General features: G+C 71.6%; 19 protein-coding genes. 13 read left to right on the forward strand and 6 right to left on the reverse strand.

Going from position 1 to position 19,938, the window contains the following annotated elements:
* Positions 1-241 precede the first annotated feature (241 nt).
* Both ACTWQA_RS05625 and ACTWQA_RS05630 read left to right on the forward strand, forming a co-directional pair.
* A complete protein-coding gene (locus ACTWQA_RS05625; protein ID WP_443158213.1) occupies positions 242-1,102 on the forward strand; it encodes an amidohydrolase family protein in 861 nt (286 codons plus the stop codon).
* On the forward strand, positions 1,099-1,629 hold the full coding sequence (locus tag ACTWQA_RS05630) for a cysteine dioxygenase (RefSeq protein WP_443158214.1): 531 nt from the start codon (positions 1,099-1,101) through the stop codon (positions 1,627-1,629). Before ACTWQA_RS05625 ends, ACTWQA_RS05630 begins: the two co-directional genes overlap by 4 nt.
* Here the strand turns inward: ACTWQA_RS05630 and ACTWQA_RS05635 are convergent.
* Both ACTWQA_RS05635 and ACTWQA_RS05640 read right to left on the reverse strand, forming a co-directional pair.
* Positions 1,601-2,266, reverse strand: coding sequence for a hypothetical protein (locus ACTWQA_RS05635; protein WP_443158215.1), 666 nt, complete (start codon positions 2,264-2,266; stop codon positions 1,601-1,603). The genes ACTWQA_RS05630 and ACTWQA_RS05635 overlap by 29 nt on opposite strands.
* A 16-nt stretch (positions 2,267-2,282) precedes the next feature.
* Complete coding sequence (locus ACTWQA_RS05640; RefSeq protein WP_443158216.1) at positions 2,283-3,455, reverse strand: CynX/NimT family MFS transporter; 1,173 nt, start codon at positions 3,453-3,455, stop codon at positions 2,283-2,285.
* A 70-nt stretch (positions 3,456-3,525) separates the two neighbouring features.
* On the opposite strand from ACTWQA_RS05640, the gene ACTWQA_RS05645 reads away from it, so the two are divergent.
* Positions 3,526-4,503, forward strand: coding sequence for a LacI family DNA-binding transcriptional regulator (locus tag ACTWQA_RS05645; RefSeq protein ID WP_443158217.1), 978 nt, complete (start codon positions 3,526-3,528; stop codon positions 4,501-4,503).
* On the opposite strand, the gene ACTWQA_RS05650 is transcribed toward ACTWQA_RS05645, so the two are convergent.
* Positions 4,472-5,461 (reverse strand): DUF5937 family protein, encoded by a 990-nt coding sequence (locus tag ACTWQA_RS05650; RefSeq protein WP_443158218.1) that lies wholly within the window; start codon positions 5,459-5,461, stop codon positions 4,472-4,474. The genes ACTWQA_RS05645 and ACTWQA_RS05650 overlap by 32 nt on opposite strands.
* A 64-nt stretch (positions 5,462-5,525) precedes the next feature.
* On the opposite strand from ACTWQA_RS05650, the gene ACTWQA_RS05655 reads away from it, so the two are divergent.
* The 9 genes from ACTWQA_RS05655 to ACTWQA_RS05695 all read left to right on the forward strand — a co-directional run bounded on the left by ACTWQA_RS05655 (position 5,526) and on the right by ACTWQA_RS05695 (position 15,587).
* Positions 5,526-6,719 (forward strand): MFS transporter, encoded by a 1,194-nt coding sequence (locus ACTWQA_RS05655; RefSeq protein ID WP_443158219.1) that lies wholly within the window; start codon positions 5,526-5,528, stop codon positions 6,717-6,719.
* A 91-nt stretch (positions 6,720-6,810) separates the two neighbouring features.
* On the forward strand, positions 6,811-7,779 hold the full coding sequence (locus tag ACTWQA_RS05660) for a sugar-binding transcriptional regulator (RefSeq protein ID WP_443158220.1): 969 nt from the start codon (positions 6,811-6,813) through the stop codon (positions 7,777-7,779).
* Between the two features lie 146 nt (positions 7,780-7,925).
* On the forward strand, positions 7,926-9,020 hold the full coding sequence (locus ACTWQA_RS05665; protein ID WP_443158221.1) for an ABC transporter substrate-binding protein: 1,095 nt from the start codon (positions 7,926-7,928) through the stop codon (positions 9,018-9,020).
* Positions 9,020-9,790: an ATP-binding cassette domain-containing protein gene (locus ACTWQA_RS05670; RefSeq protein ID WP_305916573.1), complete on the forward strand. Its 771-nt coding sequence runs from the start codon at positions 9,020-9,022 to the stop codon at positions 9,788-9,790. Before ACTWQA_RS05665 ends, ACTWQA_RS05670 begins: the two co-directional genes overlap by 1 nt.
* On the forward strand, positions 9,787-11,067 hold the full coding sequence (locus tag ACTWQA_RS05675) for a sugar ABC transporter permease (protein WP_443158222.1): 1,281 nt from the start codon (positions 9,787-9,789) through the stop codon (positions 11,065-11,067). The genes ACTWQA_RS05670 and ACTWQA_RS05675 overlap by 4 nt, the downstream gene beginning before the upstream one ends.
* Positions 11,067-12,536 (forward strand): FGGY family carbohydrate kinase, encoded by a 1,470-nt coding sequence (locus ACTWQA_RS05680; RefSeq protein WP_443158223.1) that lies wholly within the window; start codon positions 11,067-11,069, stop codon positions 12,534-12,536. Before ACTWQA_RS05675 ends, ACTWQA_RS05680 begins: the two co-directional genes overlap by 1 nt.
* Positions 12,533-13,969 (forward strand): FGGY-family carbohydrate kinase, encoded by a 1,437-nt coding sequence (locus ACTWQA_RS05685; protein ID WP_443158224.1) that lies wholly within the window; start codon positions 12,533-12,535, stop codon positions 13,967-13,969. The genes ACTWQA_RS05680 and ACTWQA_RS05685 overlap by 4 nt, the downstream gene beginning before the upstream one ends.
* Positions 13,966-14,586 (forward strand): histidine phosphatase family protein, encoded by a 621-nt coding sequence (locus tag ACTWQA_RS05690; protein ID WP_443158225.1) that lies wholly within the window; start codon positions 13,966-13,968, stop codon positions 14,584-14,586. Before ACTWQA_RS05685 ends, ACTWQA_RS05690 begins: the two co-directional genes overlap by 4 nt.
* On the forward strand, positions 14,583-15,587 hold the full coding sequence (locus ACTWQA_RS05695; protein ID WP_443158226.1) for a 2-hydroxyacid dehydrogenase: 1,005 nt from the start codon (positions 14,583-14,585) through the stop codon (positions 15,585-15,587). The genes ACTWQA_RS05690 and ACTWQA_RS05695 overlap by 4 nt, the downstream gene beginning before the upstream one ends.
* Here the strand turns inward: ACTWQA_RS05695 and ACTWQA_RS05700 are convergent.
* The 3 genes from ACTWQA_RS05700 to ACTWQA_RS05710 all read right to left on the reverse strand — a co-directional run bounded on the left by ACTWQA_RS05700 (position 15,584) and on the right by ACTWQA_RS05710 (position 18,776).
* Positions 15,584-16,372 carry an AMP-binding protein gene (locus ACTWQA_RS05700; protein WP_443158227.1) on the reverse strand — a complete coding sequence of 263 codons (789 nt, stop codon included), beginning with the start codon at positions 16,370-16,372 and terminating at the stop codon, positions 15,584-15,586. The two genes, ACTWQA_RS05695 and ACTWQA_RS05700, sit on opposite strands and share 4 nt — an antisense overlap.
* A 550-nt stretch (positions 16,373-16,922) precedes the next feature.
* Positions 16,923-18,380 (reverse strand): penicillin-binding transpeptidase domain-containing protein, encoded by a 1,458-nt coding sequence (locus tag ACTWQA_RS05705; protein ID WP_443158228.1) that lies wholly within the window; start codon positions 18,378-18,380, stop codon positions 16,923-16,925.
* Between the two features lie 36 nt (positions 18,381-18,416).
* Positions 18,417-18,776, reverse strand: a complete 360-nt coding sequence (locus tag ACTWQA_RS05710) for a MerR family transcriptional regulator (RefSeq protein ID WP_305916809.1) — start codon at positions 18,774-18,776, stop codon at positions 18,417-18,419.
* Between the two features lie 151 nt (positions 18,777-18,927).
* On the opposite strand from ACTWQA_RS05710, the gene ACTWQA_RS05715 reads away from it, so the two are divergent.
* Positions 18,928-19,851 carry an aldo/keto reductase gene (locus ACTWQA_RS05715; RefSeq protein WP_443158229.1) on the forward strand — a complete coding sequence of 308 codons (924 nt, stop codon included), beginning with the start codon at positions 18,928-18,930 and terminating at the stop codon, positions 19,849-19,851.
* Positions 19,852-19,938 lie beyond the last annotated feature (87 nt).

Here is a 19,938-nt window from a genome sequence, read left to right on the forward strand (position 1 = left end):
TATTGTGTGGCACCGACAGATTCGGGTTTCCGCCGTAGGCATACCCGGCCAGGGGCGTGAATTCTCCGTAGCTTCCCGAAGAAATCGGGCAGCTCGGACGGGCCGCGCACCGGGGTGACCCATTGACAGATCCTACGTGAAGCGGTTCACTGAAACGAATCACTGAAGCGGTTCACAAGCCTCGATTCGCAGGTGAAGGGTTTGCCTGCAATACTTGTAGGAAATACAGGGAGGTGTGGGCGTGGGCATCGACGTGCATCAGCATCTGTGGACAGGGTCGTTCGTCGACGCGCTGCGGGCCCGCACCTCCCCGCCCTGCCTCGACGAGTGGACGTTGATCCTCGACGGCGAGCCTCCGTACGAGGTGGATCCGGCCGACCATGAGCACCGCGACCCCACCGGCCTGGAGCTGGCGCTGGTGTCGCTGTCGAGCCCGCTGGGCATCGAGTTCCTGCCACCGGAGGAGTGCTGGCCGGTGCTCGACGCCTATCACGACGGCGCGCTGGCCCTGGGCGAGCCGTTCGGCGCCTGGGCGGCCACCTGCCACAGCGAGCCCGACCCCGACCGACTGGCCAAGGACCTCGACCGGGGCTGCGCGGGGCTGCAGATCCCCGCGACCGCCGTGCCCGACGACCGGCTGCTGGAGGTGCTCACCGACCGGGACCTGCCGTTGTTCGTGCACCCGGGTCCGGCGAAGGTCGCCGAGGGCCTGCCGCCGTGGTGGCCGGCGCTCGTGCCGTACGTCCAGCAGATGCACCAGGCGTGGCACTACTTCCGCGCCGTCGTCAGGCCCAGGCACCCGCGGCTGCGCGTGTGCTTCGCGCTGCTGGCCGGCCTGGCGCCGCTGCACGCCGAACGCCTGATCACCAGGGGCGGGACCGTCCGCGGCCTGGTCGACAGGAACGTCTTCGTGGAGACCTCCTCCTACGGCCCGCGCGCGATCGACGCGATCGTCCGCGAGCTGGGCATCGACGTCGTGGTCAACGGCTCGGACGCCCCTTACGCCACCGCACCCGACCCCGGCCTGGGCGCCGCGGCCGCCCACGCCATCCGCGTGACCAACCCCCGTCGCCTTCTCAACGGAAAGGAGCCTCGCAAGTGAGCACCAAACAGATCCAGGACGGGGGCACCTGTGCCACGCTCCCGGAGCGCACGCTCGACCGGCGCGAGCTGCGCGACCTGGTGGACCAGTTGGCCGCCCGCCCGGAGGAGTGGCGCGACCTGGTGGCGTTCCCCGGGGACGGCGGCCGGCACTTCGCCTCGCTGCACCGCGACGCGTACGTGGACGTCTGGGTGCTGTGCTGGCGCCCCGAGGACGACACAGGCTGGCACGACCACGACATCTCCTCCGGGGCCGTGCACGTGGTCAAGGGCGCGCTCCTGGAGTGCAACCCGCGGATCGGCGGCGAGCATCTGGAGACGGTGATGCCGGAGGGACAGTCGTTCTCGTTCGGGCCCGACCACATTCACCGGCTGACCGGCGCGGTGGACCAGAGCGTGTCCATCCACGCCTACTCGCCACCGTTGTGGCGGCTCGGGCAATACTCGATCGACGGCACCGGTGTCATGCGCCGCGTCTCCGTCAGCTACGCCGACGAGCTCAGGCCGCTGGACGATGCCGTGGCCTGAGGACGCAGCAGCTTCCGCAGGGCTCGACGTCGGGAAGCGTGATCCAGAGACAGCAGGTCCTGCGGAAGTATCCGTCGTCCGTGGGCTCCACCAGCCCGTCGACCGGCCGGCCGATCTCCCTGAGCAACGTCATGTAGTCGCCGGGCACGACGGCCGTCAGCGGGTGGGCCAACGCCTCCGCCGTGGAGCCCCACAACGTGCGCTCCCCGACCTTGGCCCGCGCGTTGATGGCCTGGACCAGGGGTTCTTGCGACTCCGCCAGCGCCTCACGGATGGCTTCCGCGCCTGAGTCCCAGGTCACGCGGGTAGCGGCGATCGTCACCCCGGCGCCGGACGGCTTGAAATAGGTCTCCGGCAGCCGCATGATCGGCACCCGCCGGTCCAGCGCCCAGCCGAGCGCCATCGGCAACGTGTGCCAGTAGGCGAAGGTCTTCCAGAACAACGCCGCGCCGACGTGGCGTGGCGCGTTCCAGCGCCCGGCCGTCTCGTCGATCAGCCCGTCCAGCAGCGTGTACGGCTCCCGCAGCAACTCCGCGACCGGCGTCCAGCTCGGGTCAGGCTCGACGACGAGGCCGAGCTCGACCCCGATCACCCCGCCGCGCCCGTCGGCCAAACGCTGGAGCGCCTCGGTCAGCACGCTGGAACACCCTCCCCTAAAGGTTAGCCTTACCTAAAGTAGCAGGGCGGCCGGCGAACCAGCCAGCCAAGATCTGCACCGCCAGCACCCCCAGCACCGCGATCAGGGGCACCGACCAGCCGCCGGAGACCTCCCGCAGGAGCCCGAACACCATCGGCCCCAGCGCCGCGATCACATACCCGACGGACTGGGCCACGGCCGACAACGCGGTCACCGTGGCGGGGTCGGCCGGTCGCAGGGCGATGATGAGCAGCGCAAGCGCGAAGGACGCGCCCTGGCCGACGCCGAGCACGATCATCCACAGCCACGGCGCGGCCAACGGGGCCAGCAGCACGCCGAGGTAACCGGCCACGGTCAGCAGGCCCGCCCCGACCACGTACGGCACCTGCGAGGCCCGCCGCCCGGCCAGCACCGGGACCGCGAGCGCGGTGGCGACCTGGACCAGGTTCGTGAGGCTGAGCAGGTAGCCCGCCTGGTCGGCGGGGAGGCCGTGGTCCAGGAAGATCGTCGGTAGCCAGGCCAGGACGACGTAGAAGGTGAGCGACTGCAGGCCCATGAGGGCCGTGACGTACCAGGTCACGCGGCTGCGCAGGACCATACCGATCGGCCTGGGCCCGTTCTGCGCTCCGGCCTGCTTGGCGAGGGCCTGGGGCAGCCAGAGCAGCGCCGCGAGCAGGGCGGGCACGGCCAGGAGCGCCGAGACGCCGCGCCAGCCGTACCCGGTGGCGTGCTCGAGGGGGATCATCACAGCGGAGGCGGTGGCGGCGCCGGCCACCACTGCCGAGACGTAGACGCCCGTCATCAGGTTGATCCGGAGCGGGAAGTGCTGCTTGACCACGGCGGGCATGGCCACGTTCATGGCGGCGATCGCGGTGGCGGCCAGGGCCGAGCCGAGGTAGAGCACCGGCGCGCCGCCGAGAGCTCGCAGCACGACGCCTGCGGCGATGACGAGCAGCCCGGCCAGCAGCATGCGGTCGAGCCCGATGCGCCGCGCGAGCAGCGGCGCGACCGGGCCGAACACGCCCAGACAGATCACCATGACCGTGGTGATCGCGCCACCGCCCGCGGGCGAGAGGCCGACATCGTTCATGATCTCGTCGAGAAGCGGGGAGACGCCCGCGATGGCGGGCCGCAGGTTGAGCGCGGCCAGGATGAATCCGGCCACGAGCACAGCGGATCTCAACGACATAGGGGACCACTCTGGCACAGCCGCCTTGACAACGTTGTCTGTCCCCTACCTGGTGAGACATGATCCTGGCGTGAGACCGACGATGAAGGACGTCGCCACGGCGGCGGGCGTGGCGCTCAAGACCGTCTCGCGCGTCGTGAACGGCGAGCCGGGCGTGCACCCGGCCACCGCCGAGCGGGTGCGCGCGGCCATCGACCGGCTGGGCTACAGCCGCAACGAGAGCGCGCGGGTGCTGCGCCGGGGCAGGACGGCCACGGTCGGGCTGGTCATCGAGGACGTCGCCGACCCGTTCTACTCGGTGTTGAGCAGGGCCGTGGAGGACGTGGTGATCGGTCACGACTGCCTGCTGCTGACCGGCTCGTCCGGAGAGGAGCCGGTCAGGGAGCGGGAGCTGGTCGAGACGTTCTTCACCCGCCGGGTGGACGGGCTCATCGTGGTGCCGGCCGGGGACGACCACACATACCTGCGGCCGGAGCTGGAGGCGGGGACGAAGGTGGTGTTCGCGGACCGGCCGCCGGGGGCGGGGCTCGACGTGGACACCGTGCTCGCCGACAACGCGGGCGGGGCCGAGCAGGCGATCCGCCACCTGCTCGGGCACGGGCATCATCGCATCGCCTTCCTCGGCGACGACCTGGCGATCTACACCGCCGCCGAGCGGCACCGCGGCTACCGGGAGGCCCTCGGCGGCCTGTACGACCCGCGGCTGGTCTCCATGCGCCCGCCCACGTTGGAGGGGGTGCGGGCGGACCTGGACAGGATGTTCGCCCTGGACAGGCCGCCGACGGCGCTGTTCACCGGCAACAGCCGCTACACCGTGACCACGCTGCGGGCGCTGGCCGGCCGGCCGATCGCGGTGGTGGGCTTCGACGACTTCGAGCTGTCCGACCTGCTCCAGCCTGGGGTGACGGTCGTGGCGCAGGATCCGTCCTGGATGGGGAGGGTGGCGGCCGAGCTCCTGTTCCGCCGCTTGCGCGGCGACGTGGGGCCTCCCGAACACATCCAGCTCCCGGTCCGCCTCATTCCCCGCGGCTCGGGTGAGCTCCCTTGATCAATGCGTCGCCGAGCGGCGTGCGGACGTACAGGACGCTGCGCCCGGTACGGGTGCCGATGATCAGGCCCGTCCTGCGCAACGCCGCGACATGCTCGCCCGTGGTGCCCACGCTCTGCCCGAGCAGGGCCGCGAGCTGCGTGGTCGTGGCCGGCTCGGCCAGCTCGGCGAGGATGCGCGCGCGGCTGCGGCCGATCAGCGACGACAGGTCGGCGTCGGGGACCGGTGGAGCGGCCGCGATGCCCCTGGCGGGGTAGATCATCGCGTACGGCCACGCGTCCTCCAGGTAGACGGCGATGGTGCGCATGAATGCCGACGGCAGGAAGAGCAGCCCTTTGCCGCCCAGCCTGCGGGGCCCGCTGATCGACTTCATTTCGAGCTCGATGCGCCCGCTGCGCTGCCAGTGAACGCGGGGGCTGAGATCCTCCAGGGCCGCCTCCCAGCCATAGGCGGCCAGCCGTCCCGCCCGCTGGGCCACGTCGCGCTGCAGGATCGCCCGGAATCGCGGCCACTCGTGGGAGATGATCTCCGTCCACAGCGCCTCGTACGCGTCCGCGAGCAGCTCGACCACGTCCGGACCCAGCAGCAGATCCCTGACCCAGTCAGGAACCCGCCGCTCGGCCAGGACCCTGGCGATCTCCTCGTGCGCCTGCTCCAGCGGCGTGGCGCGCATGGACGACAGCTCTACCTCGAACGGCACGTCCACGGCCGTGGGCGGAGGGGCGATGAAGTCGACGTTCGCGTCGCCCATGTTGCCGCTGATCGCCCCGGCCGCCCGGAGCGCCGGATGATCGCGCACGACCTCGCGGTAGGTCTCCCGCCACCGCCGGACCCACTGGCCGTGTACGCCTGCCTCGGCCCGGCCGGCAAGCACCCACTGGGCGTGCATGGTCTCGATCAGCGGCGAGATGGCGAACCTGCTGGCCACCAGGTCCTGCGGAGTGACCTCGATGCTCACGACCACCTTTCGGTTATATCCGAAAAAGTCGCCCGATGGCTGTGGCGCTCGCAGCATCGGTCCCATGAAGGGTGCGACGTTCGGCGAGGTGTTCGCCGTCAGGGAGTTCCGGGTGCTGTTCGGCAGCTTCGTGCTGCTCATCGCCGGCGACATGATCAAGATGCTGGCCCTGGCCGTGCTGGTCTACGAGCGCACCGGCTCTCCAGGACTGTCGGCCGCGGCGTACATGGCCGGGTGGTTGCCGTTCATCCTGGGCGGGCTGTTCCTGTTGTCGCTGGCCGACCGGATGCCGCCGCGGGCGCTGATGATCGCCGGCGAGCTGGTCAGGGCGGTCACGTGCCTGCTGCTGGCGTACGCGGGGCTGCCGGTGTGGGGGCTGCTGGCGCTCGTGCTGGTCACCGGGCTGTTCTCGCCGGTGTTCTTCGCGGCGCGGGCGGCGATGCTGCCCGAGGTGCTGCCGGGTGACGCGTTCGTGCTGGGGCGTTCGGTGCTCAACGTCGCCTCGGCGAGCGCGCAGATCGCCGGGCTGGCCGTCGGGGGCGCGTTCCTGGGTTTCGCCGGGCCTTCCGGGGCGCTGGCGGTCACCGCGGGCCTGTCGGTCGTGGCCGCCGTGGTGCTGCGGGTGGGGCTGCCGTACGGGCCGGCGCGGGGTGCGGCCAACGGCGGTGCGGTACGGGAGACGCTGCGGGTCAACCGGCGACTGCTGGCCAACGGTCGGGTTCGCGGGCTGTTGCTGGCCGGCTGGGTGCCGTGTGTGTGCCTGGCCGGGGCCGAGGCCATGGTGGTGCCGTACATGGGCGGGGAGGGACAGGCCGGGGTGGTGCTGGCGGCGGCCGCGGCCGGTATGGCGGTCGGCGAGTTCGCGGTCGGCCGCTTCGCGGCGCCGACATTGCGCGAGCGGTTGTCGTTGCCCCTGGCACTGCTCCTGGGGATCCCCTGGATCGGCTACGCGTTCGGGCCGGAGGTGGTGTGGGCGTCCGTGCTGGCTGGGGTGGCGACGGCCGGGCTGGCGTACCAGCTGGGGTTGCAGCGGCGGTTCGTGGACGCGGTGCCCGAGGAGGTGCGCGGGCAGGCGTTCGGGCTGCAGTCCGCCGGGCTGATGACGGGCCAGGCGGTCGGCGCGGCCCTGGTCGGGGTGCTGGGCGAGGCGATCGGGCCTGGCCCCGCGATCGCGGTCGCGGGCGGCGGGGGCATCCTGGTGGCGCTGGCCCTGGCCGGCGTGCTGCGCCCGTCTCCCGCGCCGCAGCCGGCCCGCTGATCATGATCAACGACTAGCCTTCTCTCCGGAGAGCACACGGGTATAGTCGTTGCACATCAGTTCAGCAAGCTTGTTCACGAGGAGCGCGTGCATGAATGCCGCCGACGTCGCCCCGGACGCGCAGCAGGCCAGGTTCCCGCATGAGCTGATGTACGCGGCGGCGCAGCAGTATTACATGGAGGACGCCACGCAGGGCGACATCGCCCAGCGGCTCGGCGTCTCCAGGGCGACGGTCAGCAGGCTGCTCACCGAGGCGCGCAAGCAGGGCATCGTCGAGATCAAGGTGCACCGTCCCGCCGCTCTGGCGGAGGGCCCGCTGGCCGACGAGGTCGCGCAGGCGCTCGGCCTGGAGCGCGTCTTCCTGGTGCCCAAGGTCAGCGGCCCGGCGCTGGGCCCCTGGCTGGCGCCCGGCGTGGCCCGCGCGCTGGCCGCCGTGGGCCTGGCATCCGGCGACGTCGTGCTCGTCTCCTCCGGCAGCACCGTTTACGAGTGCGCCCGCGAGGGGCTCGGCCGCTTCCCCGGCGTCACGATCGCGCCCGCGGTCGGCGGGCAGGAGGAGCCGCAGCCCTGGTTCCAGACCAACGAGACCACCCGCATCCTGGCCGAACGCGTCGGCGGCGTGCCCGCCTACCTCTACGCCCCTGCCCTGCCCGGCCCCGAACTCTTCTACTCCCTGCAGCACGAGCCGTCCGTACGCCGCGTCATGGACCTGTGGGCGCATGCCAAGTGCGCGATCGTCGGCGTCGGCTCGCCGCCGCTGATGCGCCAGATGGTGCCCTCGCTCATGCCGCGCGACGCCGACAGCCTGCGCGAGGCCGTGGGCGACGTGTGCATGCGGGTTTACGACCGCAACGGCGCCCCGATCACCTATCCGGGCGGCGAGCGGCTGGTGGCCACGAAGCTGGAGGAGTTGCGCCGCATCCCCGCCGTGATCGCGGTGGCCGTGGGCGCGGAGAAGGTCCTGTCGATCGTCGCCGGCGCCAGGGGCGGCTACTTCAAGCAGCTCGTCACGGATACGCCCACCGCGGAAGGCCTGGTGGCAGCCGCTCGCCAGCTCTGAACATCTGTGCTGGACAAAGTTTCTGAACGCGCGCTAACGTGTGCCGCACCACGGGATTTCCCCTCACGTGAGGGCATGCCCGTGTCTCGGGGGCAGCGAGCGTTTGGATCCGTCCGCGAGGACATAGCGAGTGAGGAACGAATCCCGTGAACAGAGCTCAGATGCGGACCTCCGCGTTCGCCGCAGTGGCAGTGCTGGCCTCGACGCTGGCGGCGTGCGGCTCAGGCTCCGGCTCAGCCGGCGGTAACACTGGCGGCGGGAACACCGGCGGCGACCTGCAGAACGCCAAGGTCGCCTTCCTCATGCCCGACCTTGCGTCGACCAGGTACGAGCTGCAGGACAAGCCGCTGTTCGAAGCGAAGATGAAGCAGCTCTGCCCGACCTGTGAGGTCATCTACCAGAACGCCGACTCCGACGCCGCCAAGCAGCAGCAACAGGCCAACTCCGCGCTCGCCCAGGGCGTCAAGGCCATCGTGCTCGACCCGGTCGACTCCGCCGCCGCGGCCACCATCGTCAAGTCGGCGCAGTCGCAGCAGGTGCCGGTCATCGCCTACGACCGGCCCATCCCGGCCACACCGGCCGACTACTACATCTCGTTCGACAATGAGAAGATCGGCGCGATGATCGCCCAGTCCCTGGTGGACCACCTGAAGAAGGAGAACGCCGAGGGCGGGATCCTCCAGGTCAACGGCTCCCCGACGGACGCCGCGGCCGGGCTGATCAAGAAGGGCATCCACAGCGCGGTCGACCCGAGCGGCTTCAAGCTGCTGGCCGAGTACGACACCCCCGACTGGCAGCCGGAGAAGGCGCAGACCTGGGTGAGCGGCCAGATCACGCAGTTCAAGGACCAGATCGCCGGCGTGGTCGCGGCCAACGACGGCACCGGCGGCGGCTCGATCGCCGCGTTCAAGGCCGCGGGTGTGCAGGTGCCGCCGATCACCGGCAACGACGCCGAGCCGGCCGCCGCGCAGCGCATCATCGCCGGCGACCAGTACAACACGATCTCCAAGCCCATCAAGATCGTGGCGGAGGCGTCGGCGAACGTGGCCTGGGAATTCATGCAGGGCAAGAAGCCCGCCGGCAAGACCACGCTCTACAACACGCCGTCCGAGCTGTTCACCCCCACGGTCGTGACCAAGGAGAACATCAAGGAAGTGTTGTTCGACAGCGGCATCATGAAGGCCGCCGAGATCTGCACGGGCGCGTATGCCAAGGGCTGTGCCGAGCTCGGAATCAAGTGATGAACGTTCTTTCGCTCCGCGGAATCAGCAAGACCTTCGGCGCGGTGGCCGCACTCACCGGCGTGGACCTCGACGTGGCCGCCGGTCAGGTCGTCGCGGTCGTCGGCGACAACGGCGCGGGCAAGTCGACGCTGGTCAAGATCCTGTCGGGGGTGCACCCGCAGGACTCCGGCACGATCACCTTCGAGGGCCGCGAGGTCGACATCCCCACGCCGGCCGCCGCGCACAAGCTCGGCATCGCCACGGTCTTCCAGGACCTGGCGCTGTGCGAGAACCTCAACGTCATCCAGAACCTGTTCCTCGGCCAGGAGGTCCGCCCGCTGCGGCTGAACGACGTGGCCATGGAGACCCGCTCGTGGGAGCTGCTCCGTCAGCTCTCGGCCAAGATCCCGAGCGTGCGGGTGCCGGTCGCGGCGCTGTCCGGCGGCCAGCGGCAGACGGTCGCCATCGCCAGGTCGCTGCTCGGCGACCCGAAGGTCATCATCCTCGACGAGCCCACCGCCGCGCTCGGCGTCGCGCAGACGGCCGAAGTGCTCAACCTGGTCGAGCGGCTGCGGGAGAGCGGCCTGGGCGTCATCATGATCAGCCACAACATGGCGGACGTGAAGGCCGTCGCCGACACCGTGGCGGTGCTGCGGCTCGGCCGCAACAACGGCGTGTTCGACGTGGGCGAGGTCTCCACCGAGGACATCATCGCCGCCATCACCGGCGCCAGCGACAACGCGGTCTCCCAGCGGGCGGCTCGGGCGCAGGAAAGGAAGCCCTCATGAGCACGCGACGGCATGCGGCGACCGAGCCCGCCTCACCGGGTGAGGCCATGAGCACGGCGACCGACCGGCAGGACGAGCGGCTCCAAGACCGCGACGGGCTGCGCGGCGCGCTCGCCGACGTGGTCGAGCGGGCCCGCGGCGGCGACCTGGGCGTCATCCCGGTCGTGGTCGGCCTCGTGGTCATCTGGACGGTTCTGCAGGTGCTCAACCCGGTCTTCCTGTCCAGCGCGAACCTGGTGAACCTCACCCTCGAATCGGCCGCCGTCGGCGTCATCGCGCTCGGCATCGTGTGCGTGCTGCTCGTGGGCCAGATCGACCTGTCGGTCGGCTCGGTCAGCGGGCTGTCGGGCGCGGTGCTCGCGGTGCTGTTCGTGGGCGAGGGGCTGCCGGTCTGGCTGGCCGTCGCGGCCTCGGTCATCATGGGCGCCGTCATCGGCTGGGTGTACGGGCAGCTGTTCAACAGGTTCGGTGTGCCGAGCTTCGTGATCACGATGGCCGGTCTGCTGGGCTTCCTCGGGCTCCAGCTGTACGTGCTGGGCACGAAGGGGTCGATCAACCTGCCGTTCGACTCGGGACTGGTGAACTTCGCGCAGCTGGACTTCGTGCCGGCCTGGCTGTCGTACACGTTCGCGGTGATCGCCGCGGTCTGGCTGTTCGCCAGCGGCTACCTGCACGCGCGGGAGCGGCGCCGGGCGGGGCTGTCGGCCAGGAGCGTGTCCACGCTGGCGCTCAGGAGCGTGGCGCTGCTGGCGGTGCTGGCCTTCGTGGTCTGGTATCTCGGCCAGACGCGCGGCGTGGGCTGGATGTTCGTCTTCTTCGTCGCGCTCGTGCTGATCATGCACTACCTGCTGTCGCGGACGAAATGGGGCCGGGCGGTCTACGCCGTGGGCGGCAACGTGGAGGCCGCACGCCGGGCGGGCATCAACGTCAAGGCGATCTACACCTCGGTGTTCGTGTTGTGCTCGACGTTCGCGGCGGTCGGCGGCATCCTGGCCGCGGCCAGGCTCGCGGCGGCCAACCAGAGCAGCGGCGCGGGCGACGTCAACCTCAACGCGATCGCGGCGGCCGTGATCGGCGGGACGAGCCTGTTCGGCGGGCGCGGCACGGCCTTCGGCGCGCTGCTCGGGATCATCGTGATCCAGTCGATCTCCAGCGGCCTCACGCTGCTCAACCTCGACTCCTCGATCCGGTTCGTGGTCACCGGCGCGGTGCTGCTGCTGGCGGTGATCGTCGACTCCGTGTCGCGCCGGTCGAGGACCTCCCACGGCAGGGCCTGATGGCGATCATCTGCGTGGACGCGGGGACCACCGTCATCAAGGCGGTCGCGTACGACGCCGCGGGCGCGGAGTCGGCCGTCGCCCGGCGCGAAACCGTGGTGTCCAGGCCCGCGCCCGGCCACGCCGAGCAGGACATGCGCGCGGTCTGGGACGCGGTCGCGGCCACGGTCCGCGAGGTCGCGACCGGGGACGTCGACTTCCTGGCCGTGACGGCCCAGGGCGACGGCTGCTGGCTGGTCGGCGCGGATCTCGAGCCCACCGGCCCGGCCATCCTGTGGAACGACGCCCGCGCGGCGGCGACCGTGGACTCCTGGACGCGGGAGGGACGGGCCGCGGCGGCCTTCCGGATCAACGGCTCCTCGGCCGCCTCCGGGCTGCCGCACGCGATCCTGACCTGGCTGCGCGCCCACGACCCCCAGCGGCTGGACCGGTCGGCCGCCATGCTCACCTGCGGCGGCTGGATCTTCGCGAAGCTGACCGGGGAGCTGGTGGCGGATGAGTCGGACGCCTCGGCTCCCTTCATGGACCTGCGGGCACGGGCGTACTCCCCCGACCTGCTCACCCTGTTCGGCCTGGAGCAGGCCGAGCGGCTCCTTCCACCGGTCCGCTCCTGCCCCGTCGCCGAGCTCACCCCGGATGCGGCGCGGGCGCTGGGGCTGACCCCGGGGACGCCGGTCGTCATGGCTCCGTACGACATCGCCGCGACGGCGCTGGGCGCGGGCGCGGTCGCGCCCGGGCAGGCGTGCGGCATCCTCGGGACCACGCTGTGCACCGAGGTCGTCGTCGGCTCTCCCGAGCTGGACGGCGAGCCGATCGGCGTCACGATCGCGTTGCCCGGTGGCTACCTGCGGGCGTTCCCCACGTTCGCGGGCACGGAGGTGGTGCAGTGGACGTGCCGCCTGCTGGGGTTGCGCGAGCCTGCGGAGCTGGGCGAGCTCGCCGGGCTGAGCGCGCCGGGAGCGGGCGGGCTGACGTTCCTGCCTTACCTGTCGCCGGCCGGCGAGCGGGCGCCCTTCACCGACCCCCTTGCCCGGGGCGCGATGCTCGGCATGTCGTTCGAACACGGCCGTGAGCACGTCGCGCGGGCGGCACTCGAAGGGCTCACCATGGTGATCAAGGACTGCCTGGCGGCCACCGGCGCCGCGCCCACGGAGCTGCGCGTGTGCGGAGGCGGGTCGGCCAACGCCGCCTGGCTGGGGATGATCGCCGACGTCACCGGGCTGCCGGTGCGGCGCTCGGCCGACGCCGAGGTGGGGGCGCGGGGCGCGTACCTGGTGGGCCTGGCCGCGACGGGCGCCGCGCCGTCGGTGGCCGCGGCGGCCGCCGATCACGTACGCCTGCGCGACGCGATCGAGCCCGACCCCGGGCGGCAGGACTTCTACGCGCGGATGTTCGCCGACTTCCTGACCCTGCGCGAGGCCAACGCCGGTTCGTGGCCGCTGCTGGGCGAGCTGAGGGGCCGTTCATGAGCGTCTGGATCGGCATCGACCTCGGCACGCAGAGCGTGCGGGCGATGGCCGTCGGCGAGGGCGGCGAGGTGCTCGGCGCGGCCGGTCGCCCGCTGACCAGCCGCCGCGACGGGCCCCGCCACGAGCAGGACCCCGAGGAGTGGTGGCGCGCGCTGGCCGCCGCCACCCGCGAGGCGCTGCGCGACGTGCCCTCTTCCCTGGTGGCGGGCGTGGCCGTGGCCGCCACCTCTGGAACGATCCTGCTCACGGACGCGGCCGGCCGGCCGCTGACCCCGGCGCTCATGTACGACGACCGCCGCGCCGACGCCGAACGGGTCAACGAGGTGGGCGCGCGGGTGTGGGAGCGGCTCGGCTACCGCCGGATGCAGCCCAACTGGGCGCTGCCGAAGCTGCTGTGGCTGCTCAGGGACGCTCCGGCCGGGGCCCGGCCGGCACACCAGAACGACTTCGTGAACAGGCGGCTGGTCGGGCACGAGGTGCCTACGGACCTGAGCAACGCGCTCAAGACCGGCGTGGACCTGATCGAGGAGCGCTGGCCCGCCGAAGTGCTGGACCTGGTGCCTCCGGAGATCCTCCCCGAGGTCGTACGTCCGGGCACCCAGTTGGGGGTGGTCTGCGCGGCGGCCGCCGAGGAGACCGGCCTCCCGGCGGGCACACCGGTGATCGCCGGGATGACGGACGGCTGCGCGGCCCAGCTCGGCGCGGGCGCCACCCGGACCGGCAGCTGGAACTCGGTGCTGGGCACGACGCTGGTGCTCAAGGGCGTGACGAAGGAACTGCTCCACGACCCGCTCGGCGTGGTGTATTCGCACCGCGCCCCCGACGGCTCCTGGCTGCCGGGCGGCGCTTCGAGCACAGGCGCGGGCGCCCTGACCCGCGACCTGCCCGGCCGCGATCTGGACGCGCTGAGCACGCAGGCCGCGGCGCGCTTCGGCGTCACATCCGAAGGGCCCCTCTTCGTGCCCGTGACCTACCCGCTCGTGTCGCGCGGTGAGCGCTTCCCGTTCGACGCGCCCGCCGCCGAGTCCTTCACGCTCGGCGAACCGGCCGACGACGTCGAACGTTATGCGGCCATCCTCCTCGGGGCGGCCTTCGTCGAGCGCCTCTGCTTCGACCACCTCGACCTCCTCGGCGCTCCCGTGGACGGCGAGGTGATCCTGACCGGCGGCGCCACGCGCAGCGCCTTCTGGAACCAGCTGAGGGCGGACGTCCTGGGACGTCCCGTGACGCTGCGCGAGAACGCCGAGCCCGCGCTGGGCATGGCCGTCCTGGCCGGCGGGGACCCCAGCCGGATGATCAGGACCCGCGCGACAGTGGAACCGTCGCGCACCGACCTGCGTGAGCCGTACCTGCGCTTCGTCGCCGAGCTGGAACGACGCGGCTGGCTTCAGGAGCAGGCCGCGCGACACGCCCGCGAGAGGACCGCCCGATGACCGACCTCGTGCTCGTCCGCCACGGCGAGACCGTCTGGCACGCCGAGAACCGCTACGCCGGCGTCAGCGACATCGAGCTCACCCCCCGCGGCCACGCCCAGGCCGCCCAACTGGCCGAATGGGCGGCACGAGCGGGCCTGTCGGCGGTGTGGTCCTCCACACTCAGCCGCGCCAGGATCACCGCCGAGGCGAGCGCGGCCAAAGCCGGCGTGGCGCTCCGGACCGACCCCCGGCTGCGCGAGCTGGACTTCGGCCAGGGAGAGGGCCTGACCTCGGCCGAGATGGCCGAACGGTTCCCCGGGGCACGCGCCGCCTTCGAGGCCGACCCCGGCGGGCACCCGCTGCCCGGCGGCGAGGACCCGCACGGGGCCGCCGCCCGCTTCGTCGCGGCCCTGCACGACATCGCCGCCGCCGATCCCGGCGGCCGGGTGCTGGTGGTCGCGCACACGACCGCGATCAGGCTGACCCTGTGCCGGCTGATCGGCGTGCCGCTCGGCGAGTACCGGCGGTTGTTCCCGCGTCTGGACAACTGCGCGCTGACCGAGCTGCGTCTGCGTGATGAGGGCGGGCGGGCCGCGTTGCTGCAGTACAACTCCCCGATTGGAGCCGTTCGTTGACCACCCGAGTCCTTGTCGCAGGCGACCACTTCGTCCAGAACCGCCTGCTCATCGACGCGCTCAGGCGCGAGGTCCCCGGCGAGGTGGACATCCGCGAGCTGACGCTGCCCTGGCCGGTGCAGCCGTTCGGCCGGGTGGGCGAGGTGGACGAGGCCTCGGACGTGGAGGACGAGCTGATCGAGGCGCTCCGCGGCGTCGAGGTCTGCGTGACCCAGATGGCTCCCCTGACCAAGCGGGTCCTGGACGCCTCTCCCGACCTGCGACTGTTCTGCGTCAGCCGGGGCGGCCCGGTGAACGCGAACCTGGAGGCGGCGGCGCAGGCCGGCGTGGCGGTGACGTACGCGCCCGGCCGCAACGCGGTCGCCACCGCCGAGCACACGCTCGCCATGTTGCTGGCCGCCACCCGCAGGATCCCCCAGACACACGCCGATCTGGCCGCAGGCGTGTGGCGGGGCGACTACTACATGTACGACAACGTCGGCCCCGAGCTGGACGGCAGCACGGTCGGCCTGGTCGGCTACGGCGCGATCGGCCGCCGCGTGGCCCGCATGCTGGAGGGCTTCGGCGCGAGCGTCCTCGTCCACGACCCGTACGTCGACGTGCCCGGCCGGGTGGAGCTTGACGAGCTGCTGCGCCGCTCCCGCTTCGTCTCCCTGCACGCCCGCGCCACCCCGGAGACCGTCGGCATGATCGGCGCGGCCGAGCTCGCCACCATGCCGCGCGGCTCGGTCCTGGTCAACTGCGCCCGTGGCGCGCTGCTGGACTACGACGCGATGTGCGACGCGCTGGATTCCGGTCACCTGTTCGGCGCCGCGATGGACGTCTTCCCCGAGGAGCCGATCCCGCCGGGCTCACGCCTGCTCACGACGCCAAACCTGATCATGAGCCCGCACCTGGCCGGGGCCAGCAAGGAGACGGCGATGAAGGCGGCCGCGATCGTGGCCGCGGACGTGGCCCGCTATGTGCGCGGCGAGCCGCTCCTCCACCCTGCCACTCCTTAAAGGGCCACCCCTTGACCGCTCCCGCGGACGCGCTGCAGCCTGCCCTCGGTGCCCGCCACCACGGTGACGGCGAAGTCGTGGATGCCGCCGGGTAGATCATCACCTGCGGCCACCACCAGAGCGCCCTTCGACATGCCGAGACCGACGAGGGCGAGCAGGTCGCAGCCGCCGTCGGGCCGCCACGTGGTCAGCACCACGTCGGACTCGGCCAGGCGTACGGGCCGGTCGAACTCGGCCATCCTGGCCAGCAGCGCCGCGTGCGACATGCGGCGGCCGTCGGCCAGCAGCAACGCGTCCTGGTGCGCGGCGTCGAGCGCGGGCAGCGCGGTGGGCTCCAGCGTGAGCAGGGTGCGGAAGTCGATCGCCTCGAGCGCCGCACCGAGAGAGACGACCTGCCGCACCTGGGATCCGCGCGCCGCCTGCCTCGCCGTCTCGGCCAGGTCGGGTGTGGTGATCAGCGTGCGTGCGTCGCAGGCCAGCAGCCAGGCGGCCATGTCCTCGGCGCCGAGCGCGGGGTCGACGGGCGCCGCCACCCCTCCGGCCGCCAGCGCCGTGTGCACGGCCAGCGTCTGCGCCCCCGCCGTCGAAACGTGCACGGCCACCACCTGGTCGCGTCTGGCGCCCCCGCGCACGAGCCCGGACGCCGCCCTGGTCACCTCGGTCACCAGCCGCCGATAACCGTAGACGTGGCCGCCGCGCAGGTCGACCAGCGCCGGCCGGTCACCGCGCTCGTAGGCCCGGTGGAACACCTCGTTGATCACGGTGGCCGAGGCGTCGGGCTGCATATCCGCCAACGTACGACCGCCCCGGACGGCGCAGCGTCCACCGATCTATGGAGGCCTCTGTGCTTTGGGCGGGCCCGAGCCCTGCGCGGCTCGAGCCCGCTGCCGCGCGCCCGGAGCCGGACACCCACCCCTCCGAAGATGTCCGGCCCCCTAGGCTGCGCGGCGTCCCCAACCGTAGAGCTACGCAAGGGGGCCGCACATGCATTGACATGGCCATACGACGATGCAGAAGGCAATATGTAGACGAGGCAGATATTACTATGCGTATTCGAGCAACTACTCTCGATAATCGATGGTGAACTGTTGGTGCCCGTAGGCACACTCGAGCCCGCGCGACCCAGCGCCTGGCCAGCGTCCGCTACGCCGAGCGCATCTACGTCCTCGACCACGGCAAGGTCACCGAGCAAGGCGACCACGACACGCTCATGGCCCTCGACGGCCTCTACGCCGACCTCTACTCCCTCCAGGCCAGGGCCTACCGCTGACCGACGCTCACGCCAGGGCCTACCGCCGGCGGGCGTTCACGCCAGGGCCTACCGCCGGCGGGCGCTCACGCCAAGGCGGCCTCGATCACGGCCCGCGCGATCGGCGCCGCGTTGGCGGCCCGGGCGCCCGGGTGCTCCAGCACCACCCCCACCGCCACTTCTGGTTTGTCGGCAGGTGCGAAGGCGGTGACCAGCGCGTGGTCCTCCGCACCGGGGACGGCCCGTGACATGGCGGTCTCGGCGGCCACCTCCACGCCAGGGATGGCCGCGCCCGTTCCTGTGCCGCCCGCGTGCGTCACCGTGGTCATCATCGCCGCCAGATGTCTGGCCAGCGGGGCCGGCACCGCCGTGCGGTACGGCGTGGGGCCGGCCCGGTTGATGACCGAGCCGTCCGCCAGGCGCACCTCCTCCACCAGGTACGGCCGCATCAGCACCCCGTCGTTGGCCACGGCCGCCGACAACATGGCGATCATCAGCGGCGTGGCCCTGTCCTCGTGGTGCCCTATGGCCGCCAGCGCCGTCTGGGCGCGCGTCATGGCCGGAGCGGTAGGAAACCTGCTCGGCGTCGCGGCCACCGGAATCGCCAGACTCTCCTCGTTGAACCCGAAGGCCTCCGCCTGGTCCCGCAGGATGTCCTGGCCGAGCTGCATCCCTATGGTGGCGAACGCCGTATCGCAGGAGACCTGGAAGGCGTACAGGAGCGTCGGGCGGGTGTCGCGGCAGCCGGGATCGTTTCGGACGTACGCCGAGGTCCCCGGCAGCGGCAGCCGCGCCGGGGCGTCGACCAGGCCGGCCGGGTTGTACTCGCCGGAGCCCAGTGCCGCGGCCGTGGTCACCAGCTTGAACGTCGAGCCCGGCGGATACGTCTGGCGCAGCGCCCGGTTCAGCAGCGGCCGCCCGGGCGCTCGCCGCAACCCCCGCGCCGCCTCGGCCAGCCGGGTGCGGTCGAACGTGGTGAGGACGTTCGGGTCGTACGACGGGTACGAGGCCAGCGCCAGGATGGCGCCCGTCGCCGGGTTGATCGCCACCACCGCCCCGGGCACGCCCACCGCCTTGAGGCTCTGGTACGCAGCCCACTGCGCCCGGTCGCTGATCGTCAGCCGCACGTCGGCCCCTTCGACGCCGCCGTCCCTCACCAGCGACCGGACCTTGACCTTGGCGTCGTCACCGGACAACACCGCGCCCTGCGCCTGCTCGATGCCGGAGGAGCGGTAGAGCGACAGGTGCCCGGTGACCGGCGCGTAGACCTCGCCGTGCCGGTAGACCCGCTGATAGAGGTACGGGCCGCCGCCGGCCGGGCGGCTCGTGGCGATGGCCGTGCCGTCGTAGGTCAGGATGTCGCCACGCGGGTGGCCGAACCTGGCGAGCAGTGGCCGCTCGTTCCTGCGGTCGGCGTTGAGCGCCTGGGACCCGAACGCCTGCACGATCGTGATGTGGCCCAACAGCACGAACAACATCGCCGCACCCACCATGGCAACGCGGCGCAGCGACACGTTGATCCGTCCGGCCCTCGCTCCGGCCATGGATCTTGGTCTATCGGCCGGATGGCAAAGGCGGGTCTACATGACGCTGCGGTAGTAGGAGATCTTGTTGTGGATGTAGCGCTGGCGCTCGGCCAGATTCGCGATCTGCGCCTGGACGTGCCCGTCGTGCTCCTCCAGCAGCTTGATCCGATCCGGGATCGTGTGGTCTCCCGCGCGGACGAGCTCGGCGAAGCGCAGCATCGTGGCGATGGGCATGCCCGTGTCACGCAGGCAGCGCAGCATGCCGAGCCAGCCGATGTCGTCCTGAGTGAACCTGCGCTGGCCGGAGGCGTTCCTGGTGACCCGCTCCAGCAAGCCGATCTTCTCGTAGTAACGCAGGGTGTCGAGACTGAAGCCGGTCTCCTCGACCGCCTCCGCAGGCGTATACACCGTCATGCGACCTCCTGCGGAGGTCGCATCACGGTGACCGTGCTGTGTCCATTGGTTCGCTCGCTACGCTCGCTCACGCAGCCAGTTTCCCACCTGGAGTCCACTCCAGGTCAACCGCTTTGACATGGAGTGCACTCCAGCTCCCAGAGTCGGGGCCATGAACATCGCACTCGGCACGATTCACTTCGGCACCGGCGTCGATCTGCGGGACACCTTCGCCATCCTGGACCGGTTCCACGAGGCGGGCGGCACCATGCTCGACACCGCCAACAACTACCCGTTCTGGGTGGAGGGCTGCACCGGCGACGAGAGCGAGCAGGCCATCGGTGCCTGGCTGGCCGCCCGCGGCAACCGGGACGAGATCTTCATCAGCACGAAGGCCGGGGGGCGGCCCACCGTCCCCGGCGACAAAACCCTGGACTCCGCCGAGGGCCTGTCGGCGCCCGTCATCGATAGGGCCGCGGAAGGCAGCCTCCGGAGGCTGGGGACGGACTACATCGACCTGTACTGGGCGCACATCGAGGACCGGTCCGTGCCGCTGGAGGAGACCCTGGCGGCCTTCAACGAGCTCGCCGTGCAGGGCAAGGTGCGCGCCCTGGGCGCGAGCAACGTGGCGACCTGGCGGCTGGAGCGGGCCAGGAACGTCTCGGCGGCGCGCGGGTGGATGCCGTACACGTACGTGCAGCTGCGGCATACGTACCTGCGGCCCCGGCCGCTCACCAAGCCCGCGGAGTCGGGGCACACGCTGGTGACGGACGAGTTGCTCGACTACCTGGCCGCCGAGCCGGACATGACGTTGTGGGCGTACAACACGCTGATGTTCGGCGCGTACACGCGTCCCGACCGGCCGATCTCCGAGATCTACGACCATTCGGGCACCACCGCCCGCCTCGCTGTCCTCCAGGGGGTGGCGAAAGAGCTGGGCGCCACCCCGAACCAGGTGGTCCTGGCCTGGCTGATGGCCGACGGCATCGTCCCGATCGTCGGCGTGTCGACGATGGCGCAGTTGGAGGAGGCCATCGGCGCCACGGACCTGAAGCTGGACCCGGACCTCCGCGCCCGCCTGGACGCCCCGGCCTGAGCCGTGTGGCCCCGCGCCGCCGCCCTCAGGCTACGGGGCGGCGGCCCGCCGCATGCGTCCGCTCTCCGTGGCGGAGCTCGCGTTGCG

The sequence above is a fragment of the Nonomuraea sp. 10N515B genome, from assembly GCF_052245915.1.
GTDB lineage: Bacteria > Actinomycetota > Actinomycetes > Streptosporangiales > Streptosporangiaceae > Nonomuraea.